This window comes from Pseudomonas sp. 300, assembly GCF_055803035.1.
The window spans coordinates 663,944-678,377 of sequence record NZ_JAVLRV010000002.1; the positions used below are offsets into that span (position 1 = coordinate 663,944).

The 14,434-nt window shown below is 60.2% G+C and carries 16 protein-coding genes; 6 read left to right on the forward strand and 10 right to left on the reverse strand.

The annotated features are described in order from the left end of the window. Positions 1-136: 136 nt before the first annotated feature. The 4 genes from infA to trxB all read right to left on the reverse strand — a co-directional run bounded on the left by infA (position 137) and on the right by trxB (position 2,924). Entirely contained in the window at positions 137-355 is a 219-nt protein-coding gene (gene infA / locus Q7W83_RS09260) for a translation initiation factor IF-1 (RefSeq protein WP_002553999.1), read from the reverse strand. Between the two features lie 100 nt (positions 356-455). Next, on the reverse strand, positions 456-1,163 hold the full coding sequence (locus Q7W83_RS09265; RefSeq protein WP_150638678.1) for an arginyltransferase: 708 nt from the start codon (positions 1,161-1,163) through the stop codon (positions 456-458). 56 nt (positions 1,164-1,219) lie between these two features. Beyond that, a complete protein-coding gene (aat, locus tag Q7W83_RS09270) occupies positions 1,220-1,900 on the reverse strand; it encodes a leucyl/phenylalanyl-tRNA--protein transferase (protein ID WP_150634411.1) in 681 nt (226 codons plus the stop codon). Between the two features lie 64 nt (positions 1,901-1,964). Next, positions 1,965-2,924: a thioredoxin-disulfide reductase gene (gene trxB / locus Q7W83_RS09275; protein WP_150634410.1), complete on the reverse strand. Its 960-nt coding sequence runs from the start codon at positions 2,922-2,924 to the stop codon at positions 1,965-1,967. A 295-nt stretch (positions 2,925-3,219) separates the two neighbouring features. Here trxB and Q7W83_RS09280 point away from each other — a divergent pair, with 295 nt between their 5' ends. The 6 genes from Q7W83_RS09280 (at position 3,220) to cysG (ending at position 10,809) form a co-directional block, all read left to right on the forward strand. After that, positions 3,220-5,628: a DNA translocase FtsK gene (locus Q7W83_RS09280; RefSeq protein WP_150634409.1), complete on the forward strand. Its 2,409-nt coding sequence runs from the start codon at positions 3,220-3,222 to the stop codon at positions 5,626-5,628. 65 nt (positions 5,629-5,693) lie between these two features. Further along, positions 5,694-6,317 (forward strand): outer membrane lipoprotein periplasmic chaperone LolA, encoded by a 624-nt coding sequence (gene lolA / locus Q7W83_RS09285; protein ID WP_150634408.1) that lies wholly within the window; start codon positions 5,694-5,696, stop codon positions 6,315-6,317. A gap of 104 nt (positions 6,318-6,421) precedes the next feature. Further along, positions 6,422-7,744, forward strand: coding sequence for a replication-associated recombination protein A (locus tag Q7W83_RS09290; RefSeq protein ID WP_084321281.1), 1,323 nt, complete (start codon positions 6,422-6,424; stop codon positions 7,742-7,744). Next, the gene (gene crcB, locus Q7W83_RS09295) at positions 7,744-8,118 is read left to right on the forward strand and encodes a fluoride efflux transporter CrcB (RefSeq protein WP_027614675.1); all 375 of its coding nucleotides are present in this window, start codon (positions 7,744-7,746) and stop codon (positions 8,116-8,118) included. The genes Q7W83_RS09290 and crcB overlap by 1 nt, the downstream gene beginning before the upstream one ends. A gap of 15 nt (positions 8,119-8,133) precedes the next feature. Continuing rightward, entirely contained in the window at positions 8,134-9,414 is a 1,281-nt protein-coding gene (gene serS / locus Q7W83_RS09300) for a serine--tRNA ligase (RefSeq protein ID WP_150634407.1), read from the forward strand. Continuing rightward, the gene (gene cysG, locus Q7W83_RS09305; protein ID WP_473655907.1) at positions 9,415-10,809 is read left to right on the forward strand and encodes a siroheme synthase CysG; all 1,395 of its coding nucleotides are present in this window, start codon (positions 9,415-9,417) and stop codon (positions 10,807-10,809) included. A 117-nt stretch (positions 10,810-10,926) separates the two neighbouring features. Here the strand turns inward: cysG and Q7W83_RS09310 are convergent, their stop codons facing one another. The 6 genes from Q7W83_RS09310 to tusD all read right to left on the reverse strand — a co-directional run bounded on the left by Q7W83_RS09310 (position 10,927) and on the right by tusD (position 14,398). Next, a complete protein-coding gene (locus Q7W83_RS09310) occupies positions 10,927-11,928 on the reverse strand; it encodes a glutathione S-transferase family protein (RefSeq protein WP_458377642.1) in 1,002 nt (333 codons plus the stop codon). Between the two features lie 90 nt (positions 11,929-12,018). Then, a complete protein-coding gene (locus Q7W83_RS09315) occupies positions 12,019-13,020 on the reverse strand; it encodes a glycosyl transferase family protein (RefSeq protein ID WP_150634404.1) in 1,002 nt (333 codons plus the stop codon). Further along, complete coding sequence (locus Q7W83_RS09320; protein ID WP_150634403.1) at positions 13,017-13,352, reverse strand: TusE/DsrC/DsvC family sulfur relay protein; 336 nt, start codon at positions 13,350-13,352, stop codon at positions 13,017-13,019. The genes Q7W83_RS09315 and Q7W83_RS09320 overlap by 4 nt, the downstream gene beginning before the upstream one ends. After that, complete coding sequence (tusB, locus tag Q7W83_RS09325) at positions 13,349-13,642, reverse strand: sulfurtransferase complex subunit TusB (RefSeq protein WP_150653103.1); 294 nt, start codon at positions 13,640-13,642, stop codon at positions 13,349-13,351. Before tusB ends, Q7W83_RS09320 begins: the two co-directional genes overlap by 4 nt. Further along, a complete protein-coding gene (tusC, locus tag Q7W83_RS09330; protein WP_150638672.1) occupies positions 13,642-14,004 on the reverse strand; it encodes a sulfurtransferase complex subunit TusC in 363 nt (120 codons plus the stop codon). The genes tusB and tusC overlap by 1 nt, the downstream gene beginning before the upstream one ends. Before the next feature lies 1 nt (position 14,005). Then, positions 14,006-14,398 carry a sulfurtransferase complex subunit TusD gene (tusD, locus tag Q7W83_RS09335; RefSeq protein ID WP_150653104.1) on the reverse strand — a complete coding sequence of 131 codons (393 nt, stop codon included), beginning with the start codon at positions 14,396-14,398 and terminating at the stop codon, positions 14,006-14,008. Between the last annotated feature and the right edge of the window lie 36 nt (positions 14,399-14,434).

Here is a 14,434-nt window from a genome sequence, read left to right on the forward strand (position 1 = left end):
AGTACATTCAACATCAATGCAAGCTGATCCACCGCTATCGCGAGCAGGCTCGCTCCCACATTGGCAATAGGTGGGCCGTCAAATCGCAGACAAACAAAAACGCCCGGCATAAGCCGGGCGTCTTGTATTGACTTGATTAGCGAGCGCGGTAAGTGATGCGCCCTTTGCTCAAGTCATAGGGCGTCAGCTCGACGCGCACTTTGTCACCGGTAAGAATACGAATGTAGTTCTTGCGCATCTTGCCGGAGATATGCGCGGTTACGACGTGCCCATTTTCCAACTCCACGCGAAACATGGTGTTGGGCAGGGTGTCGACGACAGTGCCTTCCATTTCGAAGCTGTCTTCTTTCGACATGCAGTAAAGCCCTCGGTGTCCAATGAATGGCCCGGTGCAACTGCGCCAGGCAAAAGCGGCGTGCATTGTGCCCGAAAAATGGGGTTTAAGCCAAGGGGTTCTAGTTCAGGATGACCCAGCGCTGATTAATCAGCAGTTCGATGGGGCGATATTGGGTCTTGTAGCTCATTTTTTTGCAGTTCTTGATCCAGTAACCGAGGTAGACCGCTTCAAGCCCCAGGCGCCGGGCCTCGGCGATTTGCCAGAGGATCGCGTAACGCCCCAGGCTGCGGCGCTCTTCAGAGGGTTCGTAGAAGGTGTAGACCGCCGACAGACCGTTCGGCAGCAAGTCGGTGACGGCCACCGCCAGCAGCTGTCCCTCCAGGCGAAATTCATAGAAGCGCGAAAATGGCAGGTCGCGCACCAGGAAGGTCGAAAACTGGTCACGACTTGGCGGGTACATGTCGCCGTCGGCATGGCGCTGTTCGATGTAACGCTGATACAGGTCGAAGTATTCTTCGCTGAACTTGGGTTTGGCGGGGCGTACCTGCAAGTCGGCGTTGCGCTTGAAAATGCGTTTCTGCTGACGGTTGGGCGAAAATTGCGCCACCGGAATGCGAGCCGGCACACACGCATTGCAGTTCTGGCAATGAGGCCGGTAAAGATGATCGCCGCTGCGACGAAAACCCATTTCAGACAGGTCTGCATAGACATGCACATCCATGGGCTGACTAGGGTCGAGGAACAGCGTCGTGGCCTGCTCTTCGGGCAGATAACTGCAAGAGTGGGGCTGAGTGGCATAAAACTTCAAACGCGCCAACTCGGTCATGATCAACCCTCGGGATAAGCTTTTGATTAAGTGTAAGCCACGCGTGGAAAAGTCGCTCAGCAAACCCAAGTAGCACGGCTGGGCTGATCCAGATGCTGCGCCAGGTAGCGGGCAAACTCGCGACGAGGAATCGCGCGGGCGCCCAGGCTGTGCAAATGGTCGGTGGGCATCTGGCAATCGATCAGCACGAAACCCGAGTCTTTCAGATGTTTGACCAGGGTGGCAAAGCCAAATTTGGAGGCATTGTCGGCGCGGCTGAACATGGACTCGCCGAAAAACAGCTGGCCCATCGCTAATCCATAAAGCCCGCCAACCAGTTCACCCTGGTCCCAGACCTCAACCGAATGCGCGTAGCCACGCTGGTGCAGGGCGAGGTAGGCGTTCTGCATGGCCTCGGTGATCCAGGTTCCGTCGGCGTAATCCCGGGGCGCGGCGCACGCGCGGATGACCGCGGGAAAATCCTGATCAAAGGTCACTTGATAGCGTTGCTGGCGCAGCAGCTTGGCCAGGCTGCGCGAGACATGCAGTTCGTCGGGAAACAGCACCGTGCGCGGATCCGGCGACCACCAGAGAATCGGCTGGCCTTCCGAGAACCATGGAAAACAGCCGTGGCGATAAGCCTGAATCAGACGATCGGCGGACAGATCGCCGCCCGCCGCCAGCAATCCGTTGGGATCGCGCATGGCTTTTTCCAGCGGCGGAAACGTCAGGGTGTTGCGTTGTAACCAAGTCAGCATGGCATCCGGGCTTACAGAAGGGGAGGGCAGTGGTGGGCGGGGGCGCCCACCGTGAAGTTTGCCGTCAAATGGTCGGAATGTCGTCGAGGTATTTTTCGGCGTCCAGCGCGGCCATGCAACCGGCCCCGGCGGAAGTGACGGCCTGGCGATAGACGTGGTCGGCCACGTCACCGGCGGCGAACACGCCGGGGATCTCGGTGGCGGTGGCATCGCCTTCGTTGCCGCCTCTGATCAGCAGGTAACCGTCACGCATTTTCAGCTGGCCTTCGAACAGCTCGGTGTTGGGCTTGTGGCCAATGGCGATGAACACGCCAGCTACCGGCAGCTCGCTGGTTTCGCCGCTGTGGCTTTCGCGCAGGCGGGCGCCGGTCACGCCGCTGGCATCGCCCAACACTTCATCGAGGTTCTGGTTCCAGTGCAAACGGATATTGCCGTTGGCGGCCTTTTCGAAGAGTTTGTCCTGAAGTATTTTCTCCGAACGCAACTTGTCACGTCGGTGAATCAAGTGGACTTCTTTGGCAATGTTGGACAAATACAACGCCTCTTCAACAGCCGTATTACCACCCCCCACTACGGCGACCACCTGATTGCGATAAAAGAAGCCGTCGCACGTTGCGCAGGCCGAAACCCCTCTGCCGGCAAAGGCCTCTTCCGAGGGCAGGCCCAGATACTGCGCCGAAGCGCCGGTGGCAATTATCAGTGCGTCGCACGTGTAAGTGCCGCCATCGCCGATAAGTTCGAACGGGCGCTGTTGCAACTTGGCCGTATGGATGTGGTCGTAAACGATCTCTGTATCAAAGCGCTCGGCGTGTTTTTGCATGCGTTCCATCAGTGCCGGGCCGGTCAGGCCTTCGACGTCACCGGGCCAGTTATCGACTTCGACGGTGGTGGTGAGCTGGCCTCCTGCCTGTATGCCGGTAATGACCACGGGGTTGAGGTTGGCGCGGGCGGCATAAACGGCTGCGCTGTAACCGGCGGGGCCGGAACCCAGAATGATCAGGCGGCAATGCTTGGATTCGCTCATAAAACACCTCATAAGCCTTTGTCACAAAAGAGAATGCGTGCTCAAATTGAATCGCAGGTTGTATGCCGTTAGCTAGGCTGATCCATGGCTTGCCAGCATGGCATCGTACGAACAAACCCGTACAATGCGTGCCGGTCACTTGAATATTCAGTGCACGCCGTGTTTATAAAAACCGGAGTGCAGTGTTAAAAGTAGTCCCAGTTGCGCCTGTTAACTTTTTTACCTGCCTGGATTGGGCAGTTTTTTATAGTCATTCAACAGATGGACGCGCCATAGGCGCAGGAAAAGTAGCGTTTTGAAGAAATCCACCGCAGCACCTAAACCAGCCGTCGTTCCACTCTGGCGCCAGCATTTGCACTACCGACTCAAGGAAGGTGCATTGATTGCCATCGGCGGCTTGTGCCTGTTCCTGATGATGGCCTTGTTGACTTACGGCAAGGACGATCCGGGCTGGAGCCATAACAGCAAGATCGACGATGTTCAGAACTTCGGCGGGCCGGTCGGCTCCTACAGCGCCGACATCCTGTTCATGGTGCTGGGTTACTTCGCTTACATCTTCCCGCTGTTGCTGGCGGTCAAGACCTGGCAGATCTTCCGTCAACGCCACGAGCCGTGGCAGTGGAGCGGCTGGCTGTTCTCCTGGCGCCTGATCGGTCTGGTGTTCCTGGTGCTGTCGGGCGCGGCCCTGGCCCACATCCATTTCCATGCTGCGACCGGTCTGCCGGCCGGCGCGGGCGGTGCGTTGGGTGAGAGTCTTGGCGACCTGGCCCGCAATGCACTGAACATTCAGGGCAGCACCTTGCTGTTCATCGCGTTATTCCTGTTCGGCCTGACGGTGTTCACCGACCTGTCGTGGTTCAAGGTGATGGACCTCACCGGCAAGATCACCCTCGACCTGTTCGAACTGTTCCAGGGCGCGGCCAACCGCTGGTGGGCCGCCCGTGTCGAGCGCAAGCAACTGGTTGCGCAGTTGCGTGAAGTCGACGATCGCGTGCATGACGTGGTCGCGCCGACCGTTACCGACAAGCGCGAGCAAGCCAAGGTCAAGGAACGCCTGATCGAGCGTGAGCAGGCCCTGAGCAAGCACATGTCTGAACGCGAGAAGCAGGTGCCGCCGGTGATTGCCCCCGCGCCGCCGAAACCCGCCGCGCCAAGCCAGCGCGTGGAAAAAGAGAAACAGGCGCCACTGTTCGTCGACAGCGCCGTCGAAGGCACCTTGCCGCCGATCTCGATTCTCGATCCGGCCGAAAAGAAACAACTCAACTATTCCCCGGAGTCGCTGGCAGCCGTCGGCCACTTGCTGGAAATCAAGCTCAAGGAATTCGGCGTCGAAGTTTCGGTGGACTCGATTCACCCAGGCCCGGTGATTACCCGTTACGAAATCCAGCCTGCCGCCGGGGTCAAGGTCAGCCGTATTTCCAACCTGGCAAAAGACCTCGCGCGTTCCCTGGCCGTGACCAGTGTGCGGGTGGTGGAAGTGATTCCGGGCAAGACCACCGTTGGTATCGAGATTCCCAACGAAGACCGGCAGATCGTGCGCTTCTCCGAAGTGCTGTCGACTCCTGAGTACGACAACTTCAAATCCCCGGTCACCCTGGCCCTCGGTCATGACATCGGCGGAAAGCCGGTCATCACCGACCTGGCGAAAATGCCGCACTTGCTGGTGGCCGGTACGACCGGTTCCGGTAAGTCGGTGGGGGTGAACGCGATGATCCTGTCGATCCTGTTCAAGTCCGGCCCGGAAGACGCCAAGCTGATCATGATCGACCCGAAAATGCTTGAGCTGTCGATCTACGAAGGCATTCCGCACCTGCTGTGCCCGGTGGTGACCGACATGAAGGACGCGGCCAACGCCCTGCGCTGGAGCGTGGCGGAGATGGAGCGTCGCTACAAGTTGATGGCGAAGATGGGCGTGCGCAACCTGTCCGGCTTCAACGCCAAGGTCAAGGAAGCCCAGGATGCCGGTACGCCGCTGACCGATCCGTTGTACAAACGCGAAAGCATTCACGACGAAGCGCCGCTGCTGACCAAGCTGCCGACCATTGTCGTGGTGGTCGACGAATTTGCCGACATGATGATGATCGTCGGCAAGAAGGTTGAAGAGCTGATCGCGCGTATCGCCCAGAAGGCTCGTGCCGCGGGTATCCACTTGATCCTCGCGACCCAGCGCCCGTCGGTTGACGTGATCACCGGTCTGATCAAGGCGAACATCCCGACGCGCATGGCGTTCCAGGTGTCGAGCAAGATCGACTCGCGGACCATCATCGACCAGGGCGGCGCCGAGCAACTGCTGGGCCACGGTGACATGCTCTACATGCCACCGGGCACCAGTCTGCCGATACGTGTTCACGGCGCGTTTGTCTCCGATGACGAGGTTCACCGGGTGGTTGAAGCCTGGAAACTGCGCGGTGCACCGGAATATAACGATGACATCCTCGCCGGTGTGGAAGAGGCCGGCAGCGGCTTTGAGAATGGCGGCGGTGGTGGTGATGACGATGCTGAAACCGATGCGCTGTACGACGAAGCGGTGCAGTTCGTGCTGGAAAGCCGTCGTGCGTCCATTTCCGCGGTTCAGCGCAAGCTGAAAATCGGCTACAACCGCGCCGCACGCATGATCGAAGCCATGGAAATGGCCGGGGTCGTGACGTCCATGAATACCAACGGTTCCCGTGAAGTCCTGGCCCCAGGCCCGGTGCGCGACTGATTTTATTTGCAAGGATGGCGCAGTGACGCGCCGTCCGAACTCCCACGAATGTTATGAGGACTCCCATGCGTCTTATCCGCATGCTGTTGCTGCCGGTTCTGGCTTTGACCACGCTCTCGGCCCACGCCGATGGCAAGGACGTGGCGCGTCTGACCCAACTGCTGGAAAAATCCCAGACCCTGACCGCCCGTTTCTCGCAGCTGACCCTTGATGGCAGCGGCACTCAGTTGCAGGAAACGGCCGGTGAAATGTCTCTGCAGCGCCCGGGCCTGTTTTACTGGCATACCGATGCGCCCGCCGAGCAAGTTGTGGTTTCCGACGGCAAGAAGGTCACGCTGTGGGACCCGGACCTGGAACAGGCCACCATCAAGACGCTCGATCTGCGTCTGAGCCAGACGCCGGCGTTGCTGCTGTCCGGTGACGTGTCCAAGATCAGCCAGAGCTTCGACATCAGCGCCAAGGAGGCCGGCGGCGTGATTGACTTCACCCTGAAGCCGAAAACCAAGGACACGCTGTTCGACAGCCTGCGCCTGTCGTTTCGCAATGGCCTGGTCAATGACATGCAGTTGATCGACAGCGTCGGTCAGCGCACCAATATCCTGTTTACCGGTGTGAAGGCCAATGAGCCGATCCCTGCGTCCAAGTTCAAGTTCGATATTCCTAAAGGTGCGGACGTCATTCAAGAGTAAAACGCAGAACCTGTGGGAGCGGGCAAGCCCGCTCCCACAGGGATTGTGGTGTCTGATCCTTGATTAACTGACACCAGGACCCAGCGAGGTTTTAAAAGTACGTGATGGACCTGTTTCGCAGCGCCCCGATAGCTCAGCCCTTGGCCGCCCGTTTACGGGCAGCCAATCTGGACGAGTACGTCGGTCAGGAACACGTGCTCGCTCGCGGCAAGCCATTGCGCGAAGCGCTGGAGCAGGGCGCCCTGCATTCCATGATTTTCTGGGGCCCGCCGGGCGTGGGCAAAACCACCCTGGCGCGGTTGCTGGCAGAGGTCTCGGATGCGCACTTCGAAACGGTCTCGGCAGTATTGGCCGGCGTAAAGGAAATCCGCCAGGCGGTGGAGATTGCCAAGCAGCAGGCCGGGCAGTACGGCAAACGCACCATCCTGTTCGTCGATGAAGTGCATCGCTTCAACAAGTCGCAGCAGGATGCATTTCTGCCGTACGTTGAAGACGGCACGCTGATTTTCATCGGCGCGACCACCGAAAACCCCTCGTTCGAACTCAATAACGCATTGCTCTCCCGGGCGCGTGTCTACGTGCTCAAAAGTCTCGACGAAGCGGCCCTGCGCAAGCTGGTGCACCGCGCGCTCACCGAAGAACGCGGTCTCGGCAAACGGCAACTGACCCTCAGCGATGAGGGTTTCCAGATGCTGCTGTCCGCCGCCGATGGCGATGGCCGGCGCCTGCTCAACCTGCTGGAAAACGCCTCGGACCTCGCCGAAGACAACAGCGAAATCGGCGTCGATCTCCTGCAAAGCCTGCTCGGCGACACCCGTCGGCGGTTCGACAAGGGTGGCGAAGCCTTCTACGACCAGATTTCCGCGCTGCATAAATCGGTGCGTGGCTCCAATCCGGACGGCGCGTTGTACTGGTTCGCGCGGATGATCGACGGCGGTTGCGATCCGCTGTACCTCGCCCGGCGCGTGGTGCGCATGGCCAGCGAAGACATCGGTAACGCCGATCCACGCGCCCTGAGCCTGTGCCTGGCGGCGTGGGAAGTGCAGGAGCGCCTCGGCAGTCCCGAAGGCGAATTGGCGGTGGCCCAGGCGATTACGTATCTGGCGTGCGCGCCGAAAAGCAACGCGGTGTACATGGGCTTCAAAGCGGCCATGCGCAGCGCCACCGAACATGGCTCGCTGGAAGTGCCGTTGCACCTGCGCAATGCGCCGACCAAGCTGATGAAGCAACTCGGTTATGGCGACGAATACCGTTATGCCCACGATGAGCCAGACGCCTACGCCGCTGGCGAAGATTACTTCCCGCAAGAGCTTGAGCCACAACCGTTCTATCAGCCGGTGCCGCGTGGCCTGGAGCTGAAGATCGGCGAAAAGCTCAATCACCTTGCGCAACTTGACCGTCTCAGCCCCCGGCAGCGGAGAAAATAGTGCTTCCATTGATCGTTGCGGTTTCCGTCGGCGGGATCGCCGGCACGCTGTTACGCTTCGCCACGGGCAACTGGGTCAACGCGAATTGGCCGCGGCACTTCTATACCGCGACGCTGGCCGTTAATATCGTGGGCTGTTTGCTGATCGGCGTTCTATACGGTCTGTTTTTGATACGCCCGGAGGTACCGATCGAGGTGCGTGCCGGGTTGATGGTCGGCTTCCTCGGGGGGCTGACGACTTTTTCATCCTTTTCACTGGATACGGTGCGCCTGCTGGAAAGCGGGCAAGTGCCGCTGGCCCTGGGCTATGCGGCCATCAGCGTATTCGGCGGGCTGCTCGCCACTTGGGCTGGCCTGTCCTTGACCAAACTTTGATAACGAGAGACCGACATGCTCGATTCCAAACTGTTACGTAGCAACCTTCAGGACGTAGCGGACCGCCTGGCATCCCGTGGCTATAAGCTGGATGTTGCGCGCATCGAAGCGCTGGAAGAACAGCGCAAGACCGTCCAGACCCGCACCGAAGCACTGCAGGCTGAACGTAATGCGCGCTCCAAATCCATCGGTCAGGCCAAGCAGCGCGGCGAAGACATCGCGCCGTTGATGGCGGACGTCGAGCGCATGGCCAATGAATTGAGTGCCGGCAAAGTCGAACTGGACGCGATCCAGACCGATCTGGACTCGATCCTGCTCGGCATCCCGAACCTGCCGCACGAATCCGTGCCGATTGGTGAAGACGAAGACGGCAACGTCGAAGTACGCCGCTGGGGTACGCCGACCGCGTTCGATTTCCCGGTTCAGGACCACGTGGCCCTGGGCGAGAAGTTCGGCTGGCTCGACTTCGAAACCGCCGCCAAGCTCTCCGGCGCGCGTTTCGCCCTGTTGCGCGGTCCGATCGCCCGTCTGCACCGCGCCCTGGCGCAGTTCATGATCAACCTGCATGTTACCGAACATGGTTACGAAGAGGCCTACACGCCTTATCTGGTCCAGGCTCCGGCGCTGCAAGGCACCGGTCAGCTGCCGAAATTCGAAGAAGACCTGTTCAAGATCGCCCGCGAAGGCGAAGCCGATCTGTACCTGATCCCGACCGCTGAAGTGTCGCTGACCAACATCGTCGCCGGCGAAATCGTCGACTCGAAACTGCTCCCGATCAAGTTTGTTGCCCACACCCCGTGCTTCCGTAGCGAAGCCGGTGCGTCGGGTCGCGACACCCGCGGCATGATCCGTCAACACCAGTTCGACAAGGTCGAAATGGTGCAGATCGTTGAGCCGTCGACCTCGATGGAAGCGCTTGAAGGCCTGACCGCCAACGCCGAGAAAGTCTTGCAACTGCTGGAGCTGCCTTACCGCACCCTGGCGCTGTGTACCGGAGACATGGGCTTCAGCGCGGTCAAGACCTACGACCTGGAAGTGTGGATTCCGAGCCAGGACAAGTACCGCGAGATTTCGTCGTGCTCCAACTGCGGTGATTTCCAGGCCCGTCGCATGCAAGCGCGTTTCCGCAACCCGGAAACCGGCAAGCCTGAACTGGTTCATACCCTCAACGGTTCCGGTCTGGCGGTCGGTCGCACCCTCGTCGCCGTGCTGGAAAACTACCAGCAGGCCGACGGTTCGATTCGTGTGCCTGAAGTACTGAAACCGTACATGGGTGGCCTTGAGGTCATCGGCTAAATGGACTATCTGCCGCTGTTTCACAACCTTCGCGGCAGTCGTGTGTTGGTCGTCGGTGGGGGGGAAATTGCCTTGCGCAAATCCCGCCTGCTGGCCGAAGCCGGTGCGCTGCTGCGGGTGGTTGCGCCTGAAATCGAACCGCAACTGCGCGAACTCGTTGCCGGTAGCGGTGGCGAGTGCCTGCTGCGCGGTTACGTCGAGGCTGATCTGGACGGTTGCGGGCTGATCATCGCCGCCACCGATGACGAACCGTTGAACGCGCAAGTCTCTGCCGATGCTCATCGGCGTTGCGTGCCGGTCAACGTGGTGGATGCGCCGGCCTTGTGCAGCGTGATTTTTCCGGCGATTGTCGACCGGTCGCCGCTGATCGTTGCCATCTCCAGCGGCGGCGATGCGCCGGTACTGGCGCGGCTGATCCGGGCGAAAATCGAAACCTGGATTCCTTCCACCTACGGTCAATTGGCCGGTCTGGCCGCGCGTTTCCGCAACCAGGTCAAAGGCCTGCTTCCGGATGTGCAGCAGCGTCGGGCGTTCTGGGAAGATGTATTTCAGGGTCCGATCGCCGATCGGCAACTGGCCGGGCAGGGCGCTGAAGCCGAGCGTTTGCTGCTGGCGAAAATCGCTGGCGAGCCGCCGACAAAAACCGGTGAGGTGTATCTGGTCGGTGCCGGGCCGGGTGATCCCGACCTGCTGACCTTCCGCGCCTTGCGCCTGATGCAGCAAGCCGATGTGGTGCTGTATGACCGATTGGTGGCGCCGGCGATTCTCGATTTGTGCCGTCGCGATGCCGAGCGGGTCTATGTCGGCAAGCGTCGCGCCGATCACGCGGTGCCTCAGGATCAGATCAACCAGCAATTGGTGGACCTGGCCAAACAGGGCAAGCGCGTCGTGCGGTTGAAGGGCGGTGATCCGTTCATCTTCGGCCGTGGCGGTGAAGAGATCGAAGAGCTGGCGGCCCATGGCATTCCGTTCCAGGTGGTGCCGGGCATCACAGCGGCCAGCGGTTGCGCGGCATACGCAGGCATTCCGTTGACCCACCGCGATTACGCGCAGTCGGTGCGATTTGTCACCGGCCACCTGAAGGACGGTTCCTCCGATTTGCCGTGGGCCGACCTGGTTGCGCCGGCGCAGACCCTGGTGTTCTACATGGGGCTGGTGGGCTTGCCGATCATTTGCGAGCAGTTGATCAAGCATGGTCGCGCAGCGGATACGCCGGCGGCGTTGATTCAGCAGGGCACCACGGTTAATCAGCGGGTGTTTACCGGCACCCTGGCCGATCTTCCACGGCTGGTGGCGGAGCATGAAGTGCATGCGCCGACGCTGGTGATTGTTGGTGAAGTGGTGCAACTGCGCGAGAAACTGGCGTGGTTTGAAGGGGCTCAGGCGCAAGTCTGAACACCGGGTCGGTCGCATCGCTAGCAGGCTGGCTCCCACAGGGGATTTGTGAGCGACACAGATCCAGTGTGGGAGCTAGCCTGCTAGCGATTAGGGGCCTCTAAAACTGCACAAACCTCAGGCCTTGCGCCAAACCCCTTTCCCGCTCAACCGCGCCCGATCATGGGGGGCGCTGAAATCCTGCTCCGGCCCTTTCGGCACAACCCCTGTCGGGTTAATGGTCTTGTGACTGCCGTAATAGTGATTTTTGATGTGGGTAAAATCCACCGTCTCGGCAATCCCCGGCCACTGATAAATCTCGCGCAGCCAGTTCGACAGGTTCGGATAATCGGCAATCCGCCGCAGGTTGCACTTGAAGTGCCCGTGGTACACCGCATCAAAGCGAATCAGCGTGGTGAACAGCCGAATGTCCGCTTCAGTCAGGTATTCGCCCACCAGATAACGATTGGCGTCTAACAACGCTTCCAGTCGATCCAGCTCGGCAAACACTTCATCGAATGCTTCTTCATATGCCTTTTGCGAGGTGGCAAACCCGGCGCGATACACGCCGTTGTTCACCGCCGGATAAATCCGCTCATTCAACGCATCGATCTCACCGCGCAACGGCGCCGGATAGAAATCCAGGTCATTGCCTGTCAAGTCATCGAACGCGCCATTGAACATGCGGATGATCTCCGCCGACTCATTGTTGACGATGCGATTCTGCTGCTTGTCCCAGAGCACCGGCACGGTGACGCGGCCGGTGTAGTCAGCGGTGTCGGCGGTATAGCGCTGGTGCATGAAGTTGAAGTGATCGAGCTTGTCGCCGGTGGAGCCAAAATGCTTGTCGAAGGTCCAGCCGTTTTCCAGCATCAGCCAACTGACCACCGACACGTCGATCAGGCTTTCAAGGCCTTTGAGTTTGCGCAGGATCAGCGTGCGATGCGCCCATGGGCAGGCGAGCGATACGTAGAGGTGATAGCGTCCCGCCTCGGCCGCAAAGCCACCGACACCGGTCGGGCCGGGTTGGCCGTCGGCGGTCAGCCAGTTGCGCCGCTGGGCCTGTTCACGCTGGAATGCGCCGTCCTTGCTGCTTTCGTACCACTGGTCATGCCATCGACCTTCAACTAACAAACCCATGTTCAAGACTCCTCAACCGATAAGCGTTGGAGAGGAGTCTATTCCGATAGGTTCGATAAAAAAGCGCAAAGGTTGGGCGCTTATGATCGGTTAAATCGATTTGTCCCGCGCGTCCCAATACTGCTGGGCCGTTTCGAAGGCTTGCTCGCGAGGCTGGCCGAGGCCGCGCAAGGCGAGGGCCATGGTCGAGATCAGCGCCATTTGCGGATAACTGTCGACCACGTCGCCGCGCCATACGGCTTTCAAATGTTCGGGATCGAGAGAGGCCGGTTTGACATGGCGTTGTGCCGACAGCTGCGGCCATTCTTCATCCCAGCTCTCCCCGCCGGTGGTGCCGTACAGGTGGCTGTCGGCGTCCGGGTTGATCTCGATCTCGCCGCCATCGCCCTTGACCACGATGGCAGTGTCGCCGAGCAAGCCGCTGGCATCACGATGCACTGCCTGGTAGCCAGGGTGGAAAATACTTTGCAGGCCGCAGCGAGCACTCAATGGATTGAGAATGCGCGTCAGGGAGTGGATTGGCGAGCGCAGGCCCAGAGTATTGCGCAGGTCGATCATCCGTTGCAGTTGCGGTGCCCAATCCACCAGCGGCATGAACGCCAGACCGCCGTTATCGAGCGCCGAGCCGACCTGTTGCCAGTTGCGGCACAACGGGATCTTCAGCTCGTCCAGCAATTGTTCGCTGTAGAGTCGCCCGGCCGTGTGCGCGCCGCCGCCGTGCATGAAAATCCGCACGCCGTTCTGGGCCAGGCACTTGGCTGCCAGCAGGTACCACGGCAGGTGGCGTTTCTTGCCGGCGTAGGTTGGCCAGTCCAGATCGACATTCAAGGCAGGGGGGTGCAGGCGCTTACGCAAGGCTTCGGTGAAGCCGGCCATTTCCTCGGCACTTTCTTCCTTGTGCCGCAACAGCATCAGAAAGGCGCCGAGCTGGGTGTCTTCGACCTTGTCGTCGAGCACCATGCCCATGGCTTCGCGTGCTTCCTCTCGGGTCAGGTCGCGGGCGCCGCGCTTGCCTTTGCCGAGGATCCGCACGAATTGGGCGAATGGATGCTCGGCGGGTGTTTCGAGAGTCAGCGCTGGATAATCGGTCATAAGCAATTCGTCGGTTTGGGCAGGCCCGCCAGTTTTGCGGCGAGTTTGGCAGGGGTGCCTTTGAACAGTCGGTTCAGGTGCAGGCTGTTGCCTTTTTCCGGGCCGAGCTTCAACGCGGTGTACTTGATCAGCGGACGCGTTGCCGGGGACAGCTGGAATTCGGCGTAGAAGTTGCGCAACAGTTCGAGGATTTCCCAGTGCTCGGGGCTCAACTCGATGTCTTCGGCAGCGGCGAGGGCACTGGCGACTTCAGCGGACCAGTCGCTCAATTCAACCAGGAATCCATCCTTGTCCAGCTCAATGGCGCGGGTGCCGACGGTCAGTGAATTCATAGCCAACTGTTGACCTTGTCGTAGTGAATCGACAGTTCGACGAAAGCGGGATAATCGATGGCCTTGGCGGTGTCAGGAATCTCCAGCGCACGTGCCTGGGCGTCTTCGGCCAGCACGAACAGCGTCGGGTGGCGAGCGTTCAGCGCGTTGCAGGGCGCAGTGCCCGCCTGCAACGCATACACCGCGTCGCCGGTCAGCAGCAGCGCATCGTTTGCACCGATCACGCGCAGGCAACTGCTCAGGCGGTCATCGCCGAACGGGGAATGAGACAACACATGCAAAGTCGACATCAGAGGGTGATCACCTGGTCGTAACGGTCAATGAGGGCGGTGATTTCGTGGGCGGCCAGCACGTGTGCTTCTTCCAGCGACAACCCGCTCGGGTCCAGACCGCGTTCAGCGACGCTGTCGCCACAGACGAACAGGTCTTCGACGCCGAACATCGGCAACGCTTGCAGGTTGGCGCTCAGGTCTTTCTGTTGCAGGGCCTTGGCGTCCTGTTTCGGCGCGAGCTGGAACACTCCGTCATCGAGAAACAGCAGGCCGATCGGCAGGTCGAAGGCTCCGCCGGCCAGCACGATGTCCAGCGCTTCGCGCGCGTTCGGCCCGGACCACGGGGCTTGACGACTGATTATCAGCAAGGATTTAGGCACGTCACGCACCTCCGAAACAGATCAGTCGGTCGGCGTCCTGCACCGCGTCATGCAACTGGCCGAGACCGGACAATTCCCAGGGTGCGCCAACGGAGACCGCTTCGCGCTGATAGCGCTGGGCTTCTTCGTCGTTCAACACACCCCGGCGCAGGGCGGCGGCGATGCAGACCACGCCATCCAGTTGGTGCTCGGTGACAAAGGCGCGCCATTGCTTGGGCAGGTCCTGTTCATCCTGCGGCGTGACCACACTGGCGGACGCGTTGTAGACGCCATCCTGATAAAAAAACAGCCGGACAATCTCATGCCCGCCGGCCAGTGCAGCCTGGGCGAACAGCAAGGCGCGGCGCGAGGAGGGCGCATGGGCGGCGGAAAACAGCGCGATGGCGAACTTCATGACGGACTCGATCAGCGAAACTGCGGCCATGATAAA

What these genes read in the sequence shown, in the direction of transcription:
- infA (WP_002553999.1), bottom strand. Translation starts at nt 355, where the DNA reads ATGTCGAAAGAAGACAGCTTCGAAATGGAAGGCACTGTCGTCGACACC.
- Q7W83_RS09290 (WP_084321281.1), top strand. Translation starts at nt 6,422, where the DNA reads ATGGACCTGTTTCGCAGCGCCCCGATAGCTCAGCCCTTGGCCGCCCGT.
- tusB (WP_150653103.1), bottom strand. Translation starts at nt 13,642, where the DNA reads ATGTCGACTTTGCATGTGTTGTCTCATTCCCCGTTCGGCGATGACCGC.
- lolA (WP_150634408.1), top strand. Translation starts at nt 5,694, where the DNA reads ATGCGTCTTATCCGCATGCTGTTGCTGCCGGTTCTGGCTTTGACCACG.
- Q7W83_RS09310 (WP_458377642.1), bottom strand. Translation starts at nt 11,928, where the DNA reads ATGGGTTTGTTAGTTGAAGGTCGATGGCATGACCAGTGGTACGAAAGC.
- cysG (WP_473655907.1), top strand. Translation starts at nt 9,415, where the DNA reads ATGGACTATCTGCCGCTGTTTCACAACCTTCGCGGCAGTCGTGTGTTG.
- Q7W83_RS09315 (WP_150634404.1), bottom strand. Translation starts at nt 13,020, where the DNA reads ATGACCGATTATCCAGCGCTGACTCTCGAAACACCCGCCGAGCATCCA.
- tusD (WP_150653104.1), bottom strand. Translation starts at nt 14,398, where the DNA reads ATGAAGTTCGCCATCGCGCTGTTTTCCGCCGCCCATGCGCCCTCCTCG.
- Q7W83_RS09265 (WP_150638678.1), bottom strand. Translation starts at nt 1,163, where the DNA reads ATGACCGAGTTGGCGCGTTTGAAGTTTTATGCCACTCAGCCCCACTCT.
- aat (WP_150634411.1), bottom strand. Translation starts at nt 1,900, where the DNA reads ATGCTGACTTGGTTACAACGCAACACCCTGACGTTTCCGCCGCTGGAA.
- serS (WP_150634407.1), top strand. Translation starts at nt 8,134, where the DNA reads ATGCTCGATTCCAAACTGTTACGTAGCAACCTTCAGGACGTAGCGGAC.
- Q7W83_RS09320 (WP_150634403.1), bottom strand. Translation starts at nt 13,352, where the DNA reads ATGAATTCACTGACCGTCGGCACCCGCGCCATTGAGCTGGACAAGGAT.
- trxB (WP_150634410.1), bottom strand. Translation starts at nt 2,924, where the DNA reads ATGAGCGAATCCAAGCATTGCCGCCTGATCATTCTGGGTTCCGGCCCC.